We start from the raw sequence: 18,496 nt of genomic DNA, 5'->3' as shown, positions 1-18,496 counted from the left end.
GTTGTAAATAAATTTGTCGAAACTTGTGAACCTTTTTGTTTAGTAGAGAAGGATATGCTCCATCATTGTCGAAGTAGTCGATATGAACAAGAATGGAGTGAGATTTATGACATTGGTTTACAAGCAAATAATCGTCGCAATAGATGGATCGAAAGAGTCGGAAAAGGCTTTTAAAAAGGCGGTGGCCATCGCTGACCGTAATGAAGCGGCATTGAATTTGGTCAACATCGTCGATACTCGTTCATATTCTTCTGTTGAGGCTTATGACCGTTCGATCGCTGAAAGCGCCCATAAATCTGCTGAGGAAATGCTACACAACTACAAAGCGGAAGCTGTACAAGCAGGTGTGCAAACCGTCAACGTCATTGTGGATTATGGCTCGCCGAAAAAAATGATTGCAACAGACCTCCCGAAAAAACTGAATGCAGATCTCATTATCTGCGGTGCGACTGGTCTAAATACAGTTGAACGCTTAGTTATGGGCAGCGTCTCTGAAAATATTGTCCGTTCCGCAAAATGTGATGTACTTGTCATCCGTGAATAGTAGCTCGTAAAAAGGTACGAGGCACCCGAACAATTCCAAATTGCACGGGTGTCTGGTGCTTTTATTCATTTCACAGTCTGGCTGCAAAGGTAGTTAACAGTCGTACTATTTGCTATTTAATCTAATACCTGTTATTATAAAGAAGAATTATTTTTGTTCTAATTCAGATTGAAAATATATTTTGTCTGAGTATATTTTGCTTTTCGTCTAAGGTTTTGAGCAAGGATAGTATCACATGTGTGGATGTCCGCACTAGGAGGCAATTAATATGGAACAAGGTACAGTTAAGTGGTTCAATGCAGAAAAAGGTTTTGGTTTCATCGAGCGTGAAGGTGGAGAAGACGTATTCGTACATTTCTCTGCAATCCAAGGCGACGGTTTCAAAACTTTAGACGAAGGTCAAAGTGTAACTTTTGAAGTTGAACAAGGACAACGTGGCCTACAAGCTACAAACGTTCAAAAAGCTTAATAAGCGCTAAAAAAAGACCCTACATGTTAGGGTCTTTTTTGTGCGTTTACATAAATTATGAAGGTGGATATTAAAGTGAGAACAGTCGCTGTTTTTTCTAACGGTAGGAAGAGTAGTATCTCATACGTTATTCATACTTCCCCTTCAACGGGACAAACCTCACTTCCTCCAACACTGTCGTATGAATTTCTCCGTGTTCCTCTTTTTCTAAAAGCAATAGTTCCTGATGAAGAGGTGTACCTACTGGGATGATCATTTTTCCTCCGGTTGCTAGTTGGTCCATAAGTTCGCGTGGCACCCGGGCAGCGGCGGCCGTCACCATAATTCGGTCGTAAGGCGCGTATTCTTCCCAACCGGTGCTGCCGTCATCCAGCTTGAAATGGATGTTCGTGAAACCTACTTTAGCCAATCTTTCTTTCGCCCGTTCATGCAAAGGAGCAATTCGTTCAATTGTATAAACGGATTTCGAAAAGGCGGCGAGTAGTGCGGTCTGAAAGCCGGATCCTGTTCCGATTTCCAGCACTTTTGAATCAGGCTGCAAATCGAGGGCCAATGTCATTTCAAGTACGAGTGAGGGCTGGGAAATGGTTTGTTCATGTCCGATAGGAATGGCCTCGTCCATATATGCGAATTCTTTCAGTTCATCCATGAAAAAGGCGCGATCTAGTTTTTGAAAATAGGTAAGGATATCTTCGTTTTGGTTGGCCATTGCATATGCCCCTTTGTAGAATAGTAGCTTACACTTGTCCTTTAGTATTTCCTCCAAAGAGTATTGGCAAACAAGATTTGGTGTTCATTCGAAACGAACATGCTGTTTCACGTAGTCAACCAATCCCATAAAAGTATACCTTTCACTTTTCCAAATTAACAAATCTCCCAAGCGAAAATTTATTGCTATTATAATCAATCCACTTTTTCATTTCTCTTTCGACGGCTCTATTTTGCCATTCAAACCAGATTCCCAAACATTCGCTGCAATGACTTTCTACACCAATATTATTATGTGAATCTTTGTAAGTAAAAAAGGTGATTTTGCGACAGATATAGCAAAATACTTTCTTGTCTTCATAATATCTACTTGCCAAGAGGATCAACTCCACCATTTTTTACTCATTATTTCCAATTCTAATTCATTTCATTCAAACTCCCAGCTTTGTTGTTTAACTTGTGTTCAATCGGGCTAGATTGAACACAATACAAATAAGTGACTTGGGTCTCCTTATTTCATAACGATTTCACATTATGATTATAAATTGATAGAGGGAAATAAGAGTTTCTTATCCAATAAATTCAGGAGGAGATATTTTGAAACGTCTTTTTATTGCAGCAGCAGTAACCTTACTCGCATTATCTATTTCTACTAATGCGTTTGCACACTCGCATTTAAGTGGATCGAATCCAGCAGATGGTGAGGTTATAACGGCGCCATTACAAGAAATTATTCTTGAATTTGATGGGAACATTGAGCAGGGGAGCTTTATCGATGTAACAACGACTAGTGGGAAAGAGATTGAAGTACAAGAAATTATTATTGGTGAGGGTACATTAACAGGTACACTTGCTGAGCCCCTCGCAAATGACGATTATCAAGTAAATTGGAGTATTATTAGTGCAGACGGTCATCCATTAGAAGGTGAATTTACTTTTTCTGTAAATGCACCTGTTTCTGAATCTGTGGAGGAAGTGACAGAAGAACCTTCAGAATCAAGTGAAGCAGTAAATCAAACGACAGAAGACCAAGAAAATACAGCTACAGCGGACGAAGTAGAGAATGAGTCGTCTTCTATGACAGTGATCCTCATTGTTCTTTTAGTTGTCATTGTAGCAGGTGGTTTATTCTTTCTTATCAAAAGAAAGAAGTAGTACATGAACATCGTAGTGATAAGTAGTCAGGTTCTTTTATATGTTTGCTTTGCAATCCTGGCAGGAAGTTTTCTGCTTCTACTTGTCCCAAGCAACTATCGACCTGACATAAAAATCCGAAAGCGCTTATTACTAGTAAGTGCTGTGGCGCTGCCTGTTTTCGCGTTTATTCCCGTACTTGCCATTACTTTATATATTGCTCCGCGCTTAGGTTTAGTTGAATCGCTAAAAATTGTTTTGACAACCTATACAGTTGGGACTGCGTGGGATTTTACCCTTCTCGGTTCCATTGTGCTGGTCCTAGTCATTAGTTTGGCGAGGTCGACTGAAAAGGGCACTTTCGCTATGTTAGGAGCACTCCTAACATTTGTATTAATGCTGACGGTTGCTTGGTCAAGTCATGCAGGCTCTGTTGCTCCAATCTTGGGGATTACCAGTCACTTTATTCATATGGCAGCTGTGAGTATTTGGGTTGGAATCTTGCTAATTGTTGGTTGGTGTTCCCGCAATCATAAAAACTGGCTTGAATTTTTAAGTTGGTTTTCAACAGTTGCTTTTGGTTGTTTATTCGCGACTGGTTTTAGCGGTCTGCTCTTGATGGATACAATGGTGGATGGTTATATTGATTCGTGGATGGTTTCATATGGACAAGGGTTATTAATCAAACATTTATTCCTACTGCCACTTGTTTTTTTGGCATTGGTGAATGGTTTCCTCGTGAAATATATGATATCAAAAGATGCTACATTCAATCCCATTCCTTGGATTCGGGTAGAAGGCTTTATTTTGTTTGTAATTTTTATGATTACAGCTATTTTTTCAATACAATCACCACCACATGGCCATTATTTGACGAATGATGCTGTGTCACCTCTATTTCGCTTGTTTCATGATAACATCATTAATTCTGGTAACACTATTGGCTTTGTTGTGAACTTACAAACAGTCGGCTTCTTTTTCCTATCCATATTATTGTTCGGATTACTGGTGCTTTCGTTCTTCAAAAAAGCATCAATTGCGGTATCTTTTCTTCTCAGTTGTTTATTTGTGGTGAGTCTATATCTGATGTTGATGATGACTGTAGTGATTCGCTAAGAAATTGCACATGTAGTCAATATGTAATAACCGAAAGGCGAGCAAGGTGTAAGAAGTTTTTGACACCTTGTTTGCCTTATGTTAATTAGAAAAAGTAGTTATTTAAGTGACAAAAGAGGATGAACGTTTCCCTTTTTGCTTAGATCCACCAAGTTTCCCCGATAAGCAGTTTCCTTAAATGAGAAGCATCCAATTGCAATCTGTTCCACTCGGCATCTAATCTTGAAAGGGCTTCTGGGCCGGTATCATCCGCCAAATGATAGGTGCCATAATGCATAGGGATGAATGTATGACCTTTCAACTTTAAAAAGGCCTTTACCGCATCTTCCGGGTTGATATGGCTGACTTTCATGAACCACTCCGGCTCATAGGCTCCGATAGGCATCAGCACAGTTTGAATGTTAAACTTCTCTGCGATTTCTTTGAATCCGCGAAAATATCCCGTATCTCCGACAAAATAAATGGAATGCTCCTGATTTTCTATGATCCAGCCGCCCCAATGGGATGTATTCGTGTCAGTGATTGTCCGTTTCACCCAATGCTGCGCTGGGACAAACGAGAAAGTCATGTCAGCCTGTTCAAACGAATCATACCAATTGGCCTCAATCACTTTTTCATAACCCCGCTTTTTGAAGGCATGTCCCAACCCGATTGGAACGTAGAAAGTCGGGTTTCCTTTTAACCTTTTTATCGTTGGAAAATCCAAATGATCATAATGCCCATGTGAAATGAATACGACATCGATTTCAGGCAAATCCATCAAAGCAATCCCTGGTGCCGTCAGTCGTTTCTGAAAGCCCATACGATTAGCCCAAACAGGATCGGTGAGCATATTGAGGCCATTCATCTGGATTAAAAACGTGGAATGCCCGATCCATGTAATCGACATGTCCATCCGATTGCTCTTTAGTTTTTCTATTTCCTTGTATGGCGCCTGCTCGATTTGGATGCTAAGATCCTTTTTATTAATCTTGCGCTCCTTCTGCCAACGGCGAAAATCCGTGAATGTTTTTGTCGTTTCCACTTCATCTAAATTAACAAAACGGTGCTTCCGTGACATGACATACCTCCATCGGTCGTAATTGCTACTATTTTAACACTCGAATCAGTCCCGTTACATCATGTCTGACTGCTGTTTGCGGTTTAAATTTTGTCTAACAGTATCCTTTTCCTGAAATCCCATCTATATAACATATGAAAGGTCTGGTCTATAAATGGGGAGGTAATGGAAATTGGAACTGACAGTGAAAGAATTACTTCATGATGCGATTTTGTATGATGTGCCTCGGATGGCATATACCGTTTATTACGCGGTGCAAAAAGGTTTTGTGCAGCTGGATGATCCAGAAAGTCGAATTCCTTTTGAGCAGTTGGATCATGACGCGATTAGTAAAATGATGAATGAAAATTGTTTACGGATGTGTACTGCGAAGCTGTTCGCTGTGCCGGTTGGCGGTAAGCGGTATGCGGTGTATTTGGCGGAAACTGTGGAAGAAGTTAGGAGGCAGCATTTTCACATATACGGGAGGTTTGCGAGGCGGGTGAGTGATGCGAGCCATAAGATGGATGTGTCGATTTATTGTGAAGAGACGGAAAAGTCGCTGTCGTTTCGGGAGTTGAAGTGGAAAGTGGTTGATTTTCCGTATTATGTTGGGGAGTTTTAGAGCCGGTTGGTTGTTTATCGATCATTTCCAATGAGTTATCGGTCATTTCCCGGAAGTTATCGATCAATTCGCGAGAGTTATCGTTCAATGTCACAAAGTTATCGATCATTTCCCGACTTTTATTGTCATTTTGTGACTTAGGACCTAAATGGATTTGCGCTCAATATCCGATTCTCGAAATCGACGCATCAAGCCATCGACGAAAACAATCTCCCGACAATAAAAAAGCCGTCCCATTCAAGATTTCACTCGGATGGGACGGCTTTTAGTCGTTCATTTACTTTGATTGGCTTAATTCCTTCGCTGCTGCAAATAAAATTTCGACAGCAGGGAGGAGGGTATCCTCATTTATATCGAAGCATTCATGGTGATGTCCAGCGGCAAGGTCGGTGCCGAAGATGCAGTAAGTTGCCTGGCCACCATGCTTTTGAACTGCTTCCAAGAAGTAGGTGGCGTCTTCTGAACCTGCGTTTGTTTCACTCGTGACTTCCACTTGTTCTATGAAAGAGTGCTGCGTGGCGACGTTGGCTAATTTCTTTGCCAAGTCTACGGAGCATTTGCAGCTAATGGCTTCCCCTGCAGTTTCGATCGAGTACTCGATGCCATACATTTGCGCCGCGCCTTTTACGATATTTTCCACTTGTTCTTTCATAAAGTTGTTCACTTCACTCGTTTCTCCGCGTGTTTCAGCGATGAGTGTGGCGTGGTTTGCGATGACGTTTCTTCCTGATCCGGCGTGCAGTTCTCCAACGTTAATGCGAGAGTCCCCGCCGGAATGACGGCAAATTGCATGCATATTCAATGCGGCACTGGCTGCGGCAAGCAATGCATTTTTACCGACTTCCGGTTCACCACCGGCGTGTGCTGCTTTTCCAGTAAACGTAATATTTAATTTTGTTGTCGCCAAAAAGCCGTTATTTGCAGCAACAAAATGATGTTGCGGCACGCCGGTTCCGATATGGGAAGCGATGAAGAAATCAGTATCGTCGACAACCCCTGCACGAGCCATCGCTTTCGCGCCGCGTGTGCCTTCTTCGGCTGGTTGGAAGATCAGCTTGATGACACCGTTCAGCTCATCTTGTTTTTCAGCTACCATCGTAGCGAGTCCAAGTCCGATGGAAGTGTGTGCATCGTGTCCGCAAGCATGCATGGAGCCTTCCGCAGTAGAACGGAATCCTAATGTGACAGGTGTATGCTGCGACGCATCAGATTCTAAAATCGGCAATGCGTCCATGTCCACACGAAACGTAACAGTAGGGCCGGGGCGATTCGTATCGAGCGTTGCGACGATTCCGGTGAATCCTTCCTCAAAATAAGGGAGGAAGCGTTCCACGGCTCCGTTTTCTTTTGCCCATGCGACATGTTCCTTCGTTTTTGCAGCATCGGGTTTCCCCATGCATTCGTCTTCTTTCATAACTTCTTTGCCAAGCCGTAAGTCAAAACCTAAGGATTCTAATATGCTTGCTACGATGGATGCCGTGCGTATTTCTAGAAAACCTTGTTCAGGAAATCGGTGGAAGTCTCGTCTCCAGTTAATAAGTTGCTTTTCTAGTTGCATAATTATTGCCTCCTATAATGGTTAAAAGTCTCTATCAATTATAAGCGTGCGTGAATACCAGGTCCGAACGGAATGCCCAAATAGAAGAATACAAGGATCAAAATAATCCAAGTTACTAAGAATACAAGGCTGTATGGAATCATGAGGGACATATACGTTCCGATGCTTGCCTTCTTATCGTAGCGTTGCATGAATGCCAATATGATGACCATATAAGGGAACAATGGTGTAATGATATTTGTTGATGAATCGGCAACACGATAAGCGACTTGTGTGAATGCCGGGTGGTAACCAAGTTCCATGAACATCGGTACGAAAATTGGTGCTTCAATTGCCCATTTCGCTGAACCGGATGTGATCAGGAAGTTCATTAGTGATGTGAAAATAATATAACCTATGATGAGCGGCATTCCTGTAAAGTTGACGCTTTCAAGGAATTCTGCACCGTTTACGGCTACCCATGTACCTAAGTTGGACCAGTTGAAATAGGCAGTGAATTGTGCGATAGCAAAAACGAGTACGATATAGCTGGACATGTCTTTGACTGATTCGGACATGTAATGGCTGACGTCCTTACTGGACTTGATTTTGCCGACAGAAATTCCGAAGGTTACCCCGATAATGATGAAGAAGAACAAGATGATCGGAACGATGCCAGTCAAGAATGGAGAGCTCGGAATCAATCCACCATCTTCATTCGTTAATGGGCTGTTCGGAATGAAAATGGCTACGACGATAATGGCGATATAGATAAGACCTGCTAAGACAGAGTTTATTAGCGCTTTCTTTGCATTCGGATGATCTTCGGTTTCTTCTTCTTCCAATGCTTCACCTTTATATACACCGAGACGCGGTTCGATAAATTTGGACGTTAACAGACCGCCGACGATCGTCAACACGAAAACAGAAGCGATATTGAAGAACCAGTTATCGACAGGTGACACTGTTATTGTTTCATCCATAATACGTGCGGCTTCTGTAGAGAGACCGGCAAGCAATACATCTGTTCCAGCGATAAATAAGTTTGCCGTGAACCCTGCACCTGCACCGGCAAAACCGGCAGCGAGACCGGCCAATGGATGGCGTCCGACTTTATAGAAGACGAGTGCTGCTAGCGGCGGAATGAGCACAACGGCAGCATCGGAAGCAAGGTTCCCCATAATTCCTACAAATACGACAGTGTATGTCAGTAAGGCAGGAGGTGATTTCAAGATTGTTTTACGTACTGCATAGTCAAACAAACCAACTTTTTCTGCTAATCCAATCCCGAGCATCATAACGACTACGAGGCCAAGTGGAGCAAAGCCTGTAAAGTTGCTGAGCATTGAAGATAACATGAATTGTAAACCTTCAGCGGAGATCAAGCTCTTAATCGGCATGACTTCTCCTTTGCCCGGATGGACAACAGAAGCATCGAATAGGCTGAAAATCCATGACGTAATAATCATTAGCACTGCTAAACCGACAAATAATGCGAACGGGTCAGGAAGTTTGTTACCAACCTTTTCAACAACATCCAAAAATCTTTGGAATAAACCTTTTTTCTTTTCCATCATTTCACCTCTTTAGTAGATTCTTTTTCCGCCCAACGTAGATGGACTGACATCTTTCGGGATCGGGGGGTTGTAAGGATTTTCTTTTTCGAACTGAGCATGCTCTTCTTTCACTTGTGCAAGTATTTCTGCTGAAGTGAGAAGTTCAATACCGGTCAATGCCATAGCGGAAGCGGCACGCATCATTCCGCGATTTGCGAAATCGGAAAGGCCTTGGGCTGTCATTTGCCACGTATGCAATGCGGTTCCGAGTGTGCTTGTAGCGGCAGATAGTTGGGCGGTCGGGAGTACCCAGCTGACATCAGCTACATCTGTAGAGCCGTAGAAGATTTCATCCGTTTCTACATAATCCGAAATGCTGTCACTCAAATATTTTCCTTTGAACTCGCTGCCATCCCCGATATAGCCGAATCCCTTCAAGACGTCCAAGTAGAATTCCTGCTCATCTGATGAGAAAGTTTCCCAAATCTGTTTTGCATAAGCCTTTTCTTTGTCAGAAGGTTCACTGGCACCTGCTTCTTTCAAATTTTTGTGCAGAATTCTTTCCAGGCTTCTATTCGGCACATAGTTGGAGCATGCTTTTATGAATTCAATTTCCAATTCAGTTTCTGTCATTAAAGCGGCACCTTCTGCTATTTTGCAAATCCGCTTATAAATCCCTTCCACCTGATTGTTCTTCGGTGCGCGGATCAAATATAGAACTTCTGCTTGAGGCTGTACAACAGCAGGTGAAAAACCGCCTGTATCTGTGACGGCATAGTGAACCCGCGCATCTTGAATGATATGCTCGCGTAAATAATTGACGCCAACGTTCATCAACTCAACGGCATCTAGTGCACTGCGACCTAAATGCGGGGAATTTGCCGCATGGGCAGCGACGCCTTTGAAGCGGAAGGAAACTTGATAATTCGCCAATGTCGGCTTGCTCATAATGGAGTTTGCTGGTGACGGGTGCCATGTTAGTGCTGCGTCGACGCCTTCAAAAGCACCGTCTCGCACCATGAACGTTTTCCCGGAACCGCCTTCTTCCCCTGGACATCCGTAAAAAACGACTGTTCCTTCCAAATTGTTTTCTTCCAAATACGCTTTCGTAGCGCACGCCGCTGCAAATGCTCCTGTGCCTAGCAAGTTATGGCCGCATCCGTGTCCGAAATGAGGGGACTCTTCCAATTGCTCTTTTTTTGTCGTGCCAGGTGTTTGGCTTAATTCCGGCAATGCGTCATATTCACCTAGAAACGCAATGACGGGTTTACCTGAACCAAATGTCGCTTTGAACGCGGTAGGAATGTTTGCGAGATTACGTTCCACTTCAAAACCTTGTTTTTCGCATTCCGATGATAAAAACGCGGCAGATTCGTATTCTTCAAAACGTGTTTCCGGATGGCGGAATATATAGCCGGATACCTCGTTAAAATAATCTGCTTTTTCTTCCATATAATCTTTGATGAATGTAAACATTTGATGTCCTCCTAGTTTTCAGTCTAATGATGAGTCGTTGTTGCTTGCTGCTTGTTTTAGATATTCGGCAAGCACTTTCGTTCCTTTCAGTAGATCGTCACTATCGGCGTGCTCGGACGGATGATGGCTCACTCCGTCTCGGCAAGGGATGAAAAGTAACCCGCACGGCCAGCGTTTGGCCAAATTCATAACATCATGCCCAGCCCCGCTATCTAAAGGCAGCGAAGACAATCCAATTTTCTCGCAAATATGTGTGAGCTTTGCTTGTATGGATGAATCGAGTTGGGTTGGTTCATCATCAACGAGCGTTTCAATCGTAATTGTAACCTGTCTATCCCTTTCGATTGCTCGTGCGAAGTTAGTAATTCTACTTACGAGTTCGTGTTTTACTTCTGCATTCGTACTCCGGATATCGACGCCTAACACGACTTCTCCCGGTATCATGGTCATTGCATTTGGACTGTTTTGAATCGTGCTAACAGTAGCCACAAGCGGAACGTTTTGTTGTTTAATGATCTCAATTGTTGTTTCCTCAATGAAACTGATGATCGGAGCAATTGCGACAAGTGTGTCTTGGCGTTCATCCATTGGCGTGGTGCCTGTATGGTTTGTTTTTCCGACAGAAGTGATACGGAGTCTAGTAGGTTGCGCGATTGCTCGGACAATCCCGATATCTCTTCCGGACTTCTCCAGCTTCGTTGCTTGTTCAATATGCAATTCGACAAATTGTTCAAGCTGATGATCTTCTAGTCGAGCTTTATGTAGTAACTCCCAGTCCAAACCACAATCTGTAAACGCTTTCTTCAAAGTGACGCCGCTACTATCTTCGAGAGAAGCATGTTTGTCTTTATCCAATAACCCACAAATTGCTTTACTGCCAATCGTAGAAACATTGAAGCGTGCAGCTTCCTCGCAGGCAAATGCAATTACGGCAATGTTTTTTTTCGGCTGGAAGGATTCCTCTTTTAGTAGTTTCACTGCAGCAAGACTTGCAACTACGCCAGCCGCGCCATCGTAGCCTCCGCCGTTGTAAACCGTATCGAGATGCGAACCGGTAGCTATCCAACCTTCTGATTCATCGACCTTCCACAAAGCCCATTGGTTACCAGCAGCATCTTGATAGGTTTGAAGTCCAAGGTCCTCGGCAATGTACCGGAATTGTTCCTGTGATGCCTGCTCTTCCTTCGTATAGCCAAGACGTGAAAACCCTTCAGCTTGATCCATCGTTTTTACAAGATTCACTTGAAGAAGCTTTTCTTCGATCCACGTAGTCAGATGATGCATCGCTTACTCCTCCTTTCCGAAGAGGAGCTCTTGGTCCCAAAAACGGTACACATTGCTAGGTCGTCCTCTTGGCGTTGTTTGAATTTTGTCGTACATCTCGATAATGCCGGCTTGCTGTAATTCCAATAAAATTCGACGGGCGTTTCTCTTCGTGTTCGTAAACCACTGCGCCACATCGTCGGCTGTAAATTCCTGTTTGTTGTACCTCTGGCAATAAAACGCCAACCGCAACACATCGCGAGCGTTGCTGTCCGCCAATTGGAATCTTTCTTGCAAGATTGTACGTAACTCGGTCGTGTTCAACATATTTGCATAATCGCTACGTACTTTTTGCGTAATGTCATTTTTTGTCTTCACAATTAGAAGAGAGGGCTCTTCATCTGCTTTTAATTGATTGAGCCCGTGTCGTACATGCTGTTCAGCTTCTAAAACAGTTTGTCCGTAGCCGATTGTAAAACCGATATCTAATTGCTGATCCAATTTGAATGTTTCGATAGTAGTTAGTAAGGATGATTCAATGTCCTCATCGATTTCGCCCTTAGTCGTATATATCGAGTAAAGTCCGTCAGCAATTTCAACGAAGGAACCGTTCAATTTCTGCGTTAATGTGAAAAGGTGTTTTTTAACGACTAAGTCTTGAAGTTTCCATTCAAAGATCGATTTCTCGATATTTTCATTGGCATTCAACACTTGGCACCCAATCACAGCCATTTGTAAGTTTTCGAAGCGTTTTGACTGCGCTTTTTTAATCAGCAGTTCAATTGATAATTTAATTGACATGTAGGAAGGGGTCAGCCGATAGACTGGAACATTGGCTTCTTTCAGCCGATCATATACTTCTTTCATTGCTGTAATGGCAACTTCGGTTTTCTGATCTTTGTACAGTTCTTCGTGAATTGAAGAAAGCTTTTTGCCATCACCGTTACAAGAAGGAATCGTTTCGAAATGAAGATGAGTTAAATCATAAAATGAGACTACTTTTTGCACTTCTTCAGCCGTAATATAATCAATGCTGACAGATCGAATGATCCGACCTTCTTTTGCTTGTATTTCTAATAGTTTTCCAAAGAAACTTGAACCGTGCAAATAAGGAAAACTCGCTTGCTCTTCCTTAACTAAGTCATGTTGCAAAGCGTACATATGATTCATAATTCCGGAAAACAGCCATTGATCTACGATTAGACGTCCTTGCTCAATCAGTGCAGGCAATTCACGCACGTTTTCATAAATAAAAGGAATGCATTTCGTGTTTGGAAACTCCTCCGCAACTGACAAAATTTTACCGACCGATTCGGCGGGTCCGACAACGCCTATTGTCACTATCAATCTTCCACCTCCTCGGCATTAAAAAATTCATTTAAGGACTAATTCCTTTAAGTTTCCTTATACGTTACTATAAAGCGCTTACATTGTCTATATTTTTTTCTTTGGAAATATTAGATAGTTCAATAGAACCTTGCTGTAAAGTAGTTTAGTGGAGAATTTAACGTTAAGGGAAAGCAATTGCTCAAGTATTCGTTTACTAATGTTTAGTTATCCAGTTGAACGGGAATAATTAGTCGCTAACTAGGTTGTCACAATCGTCGATCGATAAATTGAGGATGGAGGATTGGAAAAATGGATAAAGTGGAAAGGGGAAGTTTTTTGCATATTACAAGGGTATTTTGGTATGCAGTCGTTATTTGCATTGCGATTGTACTATGGGGTTCTTTTGCTCCGAATCAACTAAATGAGTTGACTGTAGTAGCGACCGCATTTATTTACGATCATTTTGGGTGGTTTTACATATTTGTTATTGTTGCAATGATTAGTTTTTGCATTTATATGATGTTTTCGCGTTTTGGCAAGGTGAAGTTAGGAAAGGAAAATGATAAGCCTGATTTTAGTTTACTTGCATGGTTTGCTATGTTATTCAGCGCGGGTATGGGCATCGGCCTGATGTTCTTTACAACAGCCGAAACCATTTCACATGCTTTCATCAGTTCACCGAATGCAACGCCAGGTTCTGATAAGGCGATTATCGAATCACTACAATATGCGATGTTTCACTGGGGACTTCATGGATGGGGGTTGTATAGCATTGTAGCACTTGTACTTGCTTATTTTAAATTTCGAGTTGGTGCTCCAGGATTAATTAGCGCTACGCTTGAGCCGTTATTTGGCAAGAAAATCATGCGAGGCACAGTTGGTCATATCGTGGATACGCTGGCGATTTTCGCCACTGTTGTCGGTGTGGCATCCACACTCGGATTCGGATCAGCGCAAATTAATAGCGGCTTGACGTATTTGTTTGATGCCCCTAAAACGTTTTGGTTTCAATTAATCATTTTACTAATCGCGACGGTATTATTTATTTTATCTGCATGGTCGGGAATTGGACGGGGAATAAAATACTTAAGTACGATTAATATTGTTGTTGCATTTATCTTGCTCGCGCTATTATTTATTGTCGGACCGTCCATGTACATTTTAAATCTATTTACAACGTCAATCGGTAATTATGTAGGGAATTTCATTGAAATGAGTTTTGAACTTAAACCGTTGAATGGAGAACAGCGTCAGTGGATCAATGATTGGACGATTTTTTACTGGGCATGGTGGATATCTTGGGCACCATTTGTAGGGATGTTCATCGCGCGTGTTTCAAAAGGCCGTACGATAAAAGAGTTTGTCGCTGGCGTATTGCTTGCCCCCACACTAGTAACATTCATCTTCTTTGCGGTGTTTGGCGGATCGGCATTATACTTAGAGCAAAACGGGTTAGCCAAGCTGTCCACATTGGTTACAGAAACGGTGACATTCGGCATGTATGAGCATTATCCGCTAGGTACAGTCCTGTCTTTCATTACAGTGTTTGTCATTGCGATTTTTTTCATAACATCAGCGGATTCAGCTACATTTGTACTCGGCATGTTCAGTACGGGCGGACAATTGAATCCTTCCAACGTTATCAAAATCGTTTGGGGACTTGCATTAGCTGCGATGGCTGCCATTGTCATGTACTCCGGTGGTATTAAAGGCTTTCAAAATATGCTGATCATATCGGCTTTGCCTCTCTCCCTTATTGTCGTTTTTATGGTCGTTTCCTTTTATAGAATCATACAGCAAAAAGAATGAGTAGTTGGAATGGAAAATGTGAAGAAGCAGGAAAAAATTAAAAGGTGGGATTGTGTTGAATTTATTAAACGTTAGAAAAGGGCAATTTGTCTATTATAATAATAAGCTGCACAAAGTGTACTCTGTAAAGCCTTTTTTTAAGAAATCTGTTCATCTTATTCGGCTCGAGGATTTGGAACAGGAGCTCGTAACAGCGAAAGAAATTACATTATATAAACCGAAGCATTTAGATAGTTTCAGGTTCAATTATGAAAGGTATACGCTTCATAAAGACGTAAAGGCAAAAGTAGGGGACTATATATTAATTATTAATCCTAAACCAGACTCTTTGGACCATCACCATCTTCACGCGATTGAAATCGTATCTTCCATAGAAGCGAATGGTGTCATCAGTAACAAATCGAACGGAATCAAACATAGTGAATATTGGGTAATGGTGCCTGGGCTAGAAGAGGGTGCAACAATTATTGATCTGGCAAAGCCAGATCCACAAGCACATGCACAAGAAGCAAAAAAGCAAGAACTCGATTCACGTCCAACCTATGTCCCTAAAATTGGCGATGTTTTTCAAGAAAACAACAGTGTACCTGTTATTCAGGCGATGGTCGTAGCGATTCAAGGAGAGACCGTCTATTTAGGAGGGGATATTGAAGTCCATATAAATAAATTGGCGAACGGTGATTCATGGAGCTTAATTGCACGGGTACCTTTGTAAGGTAATGAATGAAGACGATTGCATAATGAATAAAAGAGGAGACAATCACAGCGGACTATGATGTCTCCTTTTTTGCTTTTCTATGTCGCTGGCGATTGTACGAAATGGGATTGCAAGGGCGATTTCCGTGATGCTAAAAAAGAGATGGTGGGTACCCCATCAGAGTTCAATCCGGCGTGCCGTCCAACGTCTTCACCCATTCTCGGTCATTCCAAATATCCGGGTCGTCAATCGTTACATTGTCTCCACGTACGATGAAATCATACGTATCTTTGCCGCCTGTATACCAATCAACGATGACTAGCTTGCCGTTTACATTGCGGATGAGAAATTCAGTGCCTTCCCCATAACCGCCTACATACTTATTAACCTTTACAGGTACATCTAAATAGAGAAAACCTCCATTCGCATCTTCTGTATACTCCGCTTCCCAATCCCCAATCTCAACATCTTTCACCGGATCATTAAAGCTCCCGTACACATCATGCTCGGATTGAACCTTCTTTTGCATATATTGTTTAAGGTTTTCATTTTCAATAAACATCTCCAAGTCAATAGCCGAACCATTCCAAATTGCTTTATAATAGTCCGTTAGCGCAGCTACGCACATGTCATAAGCTGTTTCAATGTCTGCATCAGATAGTTGCTCTGCATTTTTAGCTAGATATTCGGTTTCAGCGTTGGATCCGATTCTTTCCCACACCGTCACTTTCTCGTAAATTAATGAAGTACCATGTGAAGTAAAGGGGTAGGAGAGAGCATCATAAACAATCCTGATGTCCATGCCGGGTAAAATCTCGTCTGAAGCATCATTGATGATAAACCGGGAGGCGACTCCTTTTATAAGCAGCTTTTCCAATTTTGACGGAGCGTCCTCTTCAAAACCGTGCGTGACAATGACTCGGTCACCCTCGATGGCGGCGACTGTCCCTTCGAGTTCATTATATTTTACGGACAAATCGAAAGGCGGAATCGTTTTTTGTTGCATGAAATCGGCGATGGCACGCTCGTGTTTATTCTGTAACAAACGAAGCGCTTCACCTTTTGTGATAGAATTCTCCTGCGGATGTTGAACGAGCCATTCCTCAGCTTTCTCGTAGCGTGTCGACCACTTGTAAATAACGTTGAAATATTCATCATAGGAGATGCCGAAACTCTTCTCCTGTTGTTCAAGAACCGCGTTCTTTCTCTCTTCTCCTTCATTGTCCAGTTCCGCAAAGTACCCGTCACGCTGTTCTGCTACGATTTCTTCGATAGCTGCCGTGTCTTCCTTGTAGCCAAGCGATTCCGCGTAATCGATGACGGCATCTATTTGCAGGACGCTCTGCAATACGTCCTGCTTCATTTGACCTGTAGCGTCGTTTTCATTTCCTTCCGATTCTGTATGAAGTATGAAGTCATAGATCAGTTCATTAACCTTATATGCCTCTTCATCCGCAGTAAATAAATCGTCCTTCAGCAAGGTGAACGCAAGAAACAGGACAGCCGCAGCTACGAGAGCAGTTACTGCCGCCGGAATCGGATTTTTTCTTTTATGTCTCTGTTTTCCGGAAAGGACTTTTTGTTTCACTTCTTCCAAGTCATCCGACGTAAACCCCGACATGGCATCTAAACTCTTTTTCACTTCATTCACTAGATAGCACCTCCCAATCATCGGATTTCAGTTTTTCCTTCAAAAGCTTTCGAGCTTTCACCATTCGTGCTTTCACGGTATTCTCGGACAGCTCTAAAAAAGCGGCGATTTCCTTGATCTTATAACCTTCGTAGTAATAAAAAATGATAATTTCCCGATATTTCATTGGCAACTTCAATATCGTAATGGCGATTTCCGTTCGCTCTTCATTCAAAACAAGCGGGTCCTGCTGTTTATGTATTGTCTCCACCCAATCATGCGTGAACAGCAAATTCCGGAATGACCAGCTCCGCAAGTGGTCTTTGCAGCGGTTGACGGTAAGCTTTGTCAAATATGCACGCATAGTACCTCGTTCCTCATAATTCGAAGACGTATAAAAGGAAATGAATACATCTTGTACGATATCCTTCGCCATCTCGCGGTCCCGCAAATAAAAGAAAGCCATCCTCAATAGATGTTCTCCATGCGCATCCATGATTTTCTCCAATTCTTCCTGGTCCATGTCATCACCGCCTCTTCATAATGGTAACGGAGCTCAAGCGGGAAAGGTTGTCATTTCTTAATTTTATAGCTAGGAATTCCAAGAAAAAAAAGCAACCGCCTTGGTTACTTTTTTCTTCGTTCTTTAATAAACGCCCAGCCGGCAAACAAAGTGACTGCCAACATAATTAAACAGACAAGTGATTCCCAAGTCATGATTGCTTCAAAGATGTCCAAATAGGAATTGCCACGTACAAATACGTCATAGGGATTTGCATTGCGGTAAGCAATCGGCAGCTTATCCCCGATGCCGTATTGGTTATAGGTTTGTCCCGTGACGTCTTTGATCACCTGGAAAGTACGTCCTGCTTGATCTTCGAAAGATACGGTCAGCTCGTAGGATGAATCCTCGTACTTGCGGTATGTGACATAGGAATCACGGTCGAGAATCAGAGCCTCGGTATCTGTCTTTCCGAATGGAAGTAGTTTTCGAACCAGGTTCAACAGGAAGCGCCAGATGAAAACTAGAAAAACTAGAAGTACGACACCGACAATTCTCCAGCCTTTTCTTTCTTTTTTCTGTTTCCCTTTCTTCCGCCTTTTCTGCTGTCGTTTGTAAGAGACTTTCTTTTCCAATGCATCCAATACAGGTATGGACAGCAACAGTGCGATCAGGCAGCAGATTGCCAGAAACCCGAATACGGCAATCCCGAATAGGAAAAGTGAACTGTCAAAGATGAAATCGTGGATCGTCGAAAAGTCTGATGGGCGTAACGAGTACCCATCGATTGAATCTCCAATCTGGATTTCCTTCTCCTCACTTTTGGAAATCCGGTTGAGGTATGTAGACTCCTCTCCGTTTGGCAACTCGACCCGCACGTAATAAGCGGGTGGTGTATATAAGCTTTTCGCCGCTACTTTATCAACAGTGGTCACGGTCACCGGCTCGGCAGAAAATAGATTGTATTCTTCTATATAGGACGCTGTCAGCACCCATGTGAAAAGACTGAATAAAAACGTGATAAATGCCAACCCAGCGGTCTCTTTTATCCATTCCATCTTC

17 protein-coding genes are annotated in these 18,496 nt (G+C 42.5%); 7 read left to right on the top strand and 10 right to left on the bottom strand.

Annotation, left to right across the window (positions count from 1 at the left end; all coding sequences use genetic code 11):
- Positions 1–106: 106 nt before the first annotated feature.
- Both AC0L13_RS16395 and AC0L13_RS16390 read left to right on the top strand, forming a co-directional pair.
- Positions 107–544, top strand: coding sequence for a universal stress protein (locus AC0L13_RS16395; RefSeq protein WP_473641467.1), 438 nt, complete (start codon positions 107–109; stop codon positions 542–544).
- Positions 545–812: 268 nt separating this feature from the next.
- Positions 813–1,013 carry a cold-shock protein gene (locus AC0L13_RS16390; RefSeq protein WP_440500774.1) on the top strand — a complete coding sequence of 67 codons (201 nt, stop codon included), beginning with the start codon at positions 813–815 and terminating at the stop codon, positions 1,011–1,013.
- A 127-nt stretch (positions 1,014–1,140) separates the two neighbouring features.
- Here AC0L13_RS16390 and AC0L13_RS16385 read toward each other — a convergent pair whose 3' ends face one another.
- Positions 1,141–1,722 (bottom strand): protein-L-isoaspartate(D-aspartate) O-methyltransferase, encoded by a 582-nt coding sequence (locus AC0L13_RS16385; protein ID WP_473641464.1) that lies wholly within the window; start codon positions 1,720–1,722, stop codon positions 1,141–1,143.
- Between the two features lie 596 nt (positions 1,723–2,318).
- On the opposite strand from AC0L13_RS16385, the gene AC0L13_RS16380 reads away from it, so the two are divergent.
- Together AC0L13_RS16380 and AC0L13_RS16375 are read left to right on the top strand one after the other, a co-directional pair.
- On the top strand, positions 2,319–2,876 hold the full coding sequence (locus AC0L13_RS16380; protein WP_473641462.1) for a copper resistance CopC family protein: 558 nt from the start codon (positions 2,319–2,321) through the stop codon (positions 2,874–2,876).
- 3 nt (positions 2,877–2,879) lie between these two features.
- Positions 2,880–3,971, top strand: coding sequence for a copper resistance D family protein (locus AC0L13_RS16375; RefSeq protein ID WP_473641460.1), 1,092 nt, complete (start codon positions 2,880–2,882; stop codon positions 3,969–3,971).
- A gap of 139 nt (positions 3,972–4,110) precedes the next feature.
- Here AC0L13_RS16375 and AC0L13_RS16370 read toward each other — a convergent pair whose 3' ends face one another.
- Positions 4,111–5,031, bottom strand: a complete 921-nt coding sequence (locus AC0L13_RS16370; protein ID WP_473641458.1) for an MBL fold metallo-hydrolase — start codon at positions 5,029–5,031, stop codon at positions 4,111–4,113.
- A gap of 172 nt (positions 5,032–5,203) precedes the next feature.
- Here AC0L13_RS16370 and AC0L13_RS16365 point away from each other — a divergent pair, with 172 nt between their 5' ends.
- On the top strand, positions 5,204–5,635 hold the full coding sequence (locus AC0L13_RS16365) for a hypothetical protein (protein WP_473641457.1): 432 nt from the start codon (positions 5,204–5,206) through the stop codon (positions 5,633–5,635).
- Between the two features lie 277 nt (positions 5,636–5,912).
- Here AC0L13_RS16365 and AC0L13_RS16360 read toward each other — a convergent pair whose 3' ends face one another.
- The 5 genes from AC0L13_RS16360 to AC0L13_RS16340 are packed head-to-tail and all read right to left on the bottom strand — an operon-like array spanning position 5,913 to position 12,814.
- Positions 5,913–7,193, bottom strand: a complete 1,281-nt coding sequence (locus AC0L13_RS16360) for an amidohydrolase (protein ID WP_473641454.1) — start codon at positions 7,191–7,193, stop codon at positions 5,913–5,915.
- Positions 7,194–7,231: 38 nt separating this feature from the next.
- Positions 7,232–8,749, bottom strand: a complete 1,518-nt coding sequence (locus tag AC0L13_RS16355; protein WP_473641451.1) for an AbgT family transporter — start codon at positions 8,747–8,749, stop codon at positions 7,232–7,234.
- Positions 8,750–8,758: 9 nt separating this feature from the next.
- Complete coding sequence (locus tag AC0L13_RS16350) at positions 8,759–10,204, bottom strand: M20 family metallopeptidase (RefSeq protein ID WP_473641449.1); 1,446 nt, start codon at positions 10,202–10,204, stop codon at positions 8,759–8,761.
- Positions 10,205–10,222: 18 nt separating this feature from the next.
- Complete coding sequence (locus tag AC0L13_RS16345; protein WP_473641447.1) at positions 10,223–11,488, bottom strand: hydantoinase/carbamoylase family amidase; 1,266 nt, start codon at positions 11,486–11,488, stop codon at positions 10,223–10,225.
- 3 nt (positions 11,489–11,491) lie between these two features.
- Positions 11,492–12,814: a hypothetical protein gene (locus AC0L13_RS16340; RefSeq protein ID WP_473641445.1), complete on the bottom strand. Its 1,323-nt coding sequence runs from the start codon at positions 12,812–12,814 to the stop codon at positions 11,492–11,494.
- A gap of 291 nt (positions 12,815–13,105) precedes the next feature.
- On the opposite strand from AC0L13_RS16340, the gene AC0L13_RS16335 reads away from it, so the two are divergent.
- On the top strand, positions 13,106–14,605 hold the full coding sequence (locus tag AC0L13_RS16335) for a BCCT family transporter (protein ID WP_473641443.1): 1,500 nt from the start codon (positions 13,106–13,108) through the stop codon (positions 14,603–14,605).
- A gap of 52 nt (positions 14,606–14,657) precedes the next feature.
- Positions 14,658–15,320 carry a hypothetical protein gene (locus AC0L13_RS16330; RefSeq protein ID WP_473641441.1) on the top strand — a complete coding sequence of 221 codons (663 nt, stop codon included), beginning with the start codon at positions 14,658–14,660 and terminating at the stop codon, positions 15,318–15,320.
- A gap of 166 nt (positions 15,321–15,486) precedes the next feature.
- Here AC0L13_RS16330 and AC0L13_RS16325 read toward each other — a convergent pair whose 3' ends face one another.
- From AC0L13_RS16325 to AC0L13_RS16315, 3 genes are all read right to left on the bottom strand, one after another.
- Entirely contained in the window at positions 15,487–16,953 is a 1,467-nt protein-coding gene (locus AC0L13_RS16325; RefSeq protein WP_473641439.1) for a hypothetical protein, read from the bottom strand.
- A complete protein-coding gene (locus AC0L13_RS16320; RefSeq protein WP_473641437.1) occupies positions 16,946–17,455 on the bottom strand; it encodes a sigma-70 family RNA polymerase sigma factor in 510 nt (169 codons plus the stop codon). Before AC0L13_RS16320 ends, AC0L13_RS16325 begins: the two co-directional genes overlap by 8 nt.
- A gap of 104 nt (positions 17,456–17,559) precedes the next feature.
- Complete coding sequence (locus AC0L13_RS16315; RefSeq protein ID WP_473641435.1) at positions 17,560–18,492, bottom strand: hypothetical protein; 933 nt, start codon at positions 18,490–18,492, stop codon at positions 17,560–17,562.
- Positions 18,493–18,496: the final 4 nt, after the last annotated feature.

The sequence above is a fragment of the Sporosarcina sp. QA0331 genome (assembly GCF_055808055.1).
This window is presented reverse-complemented; position numbering and strand designations above follow the sequence as displayed.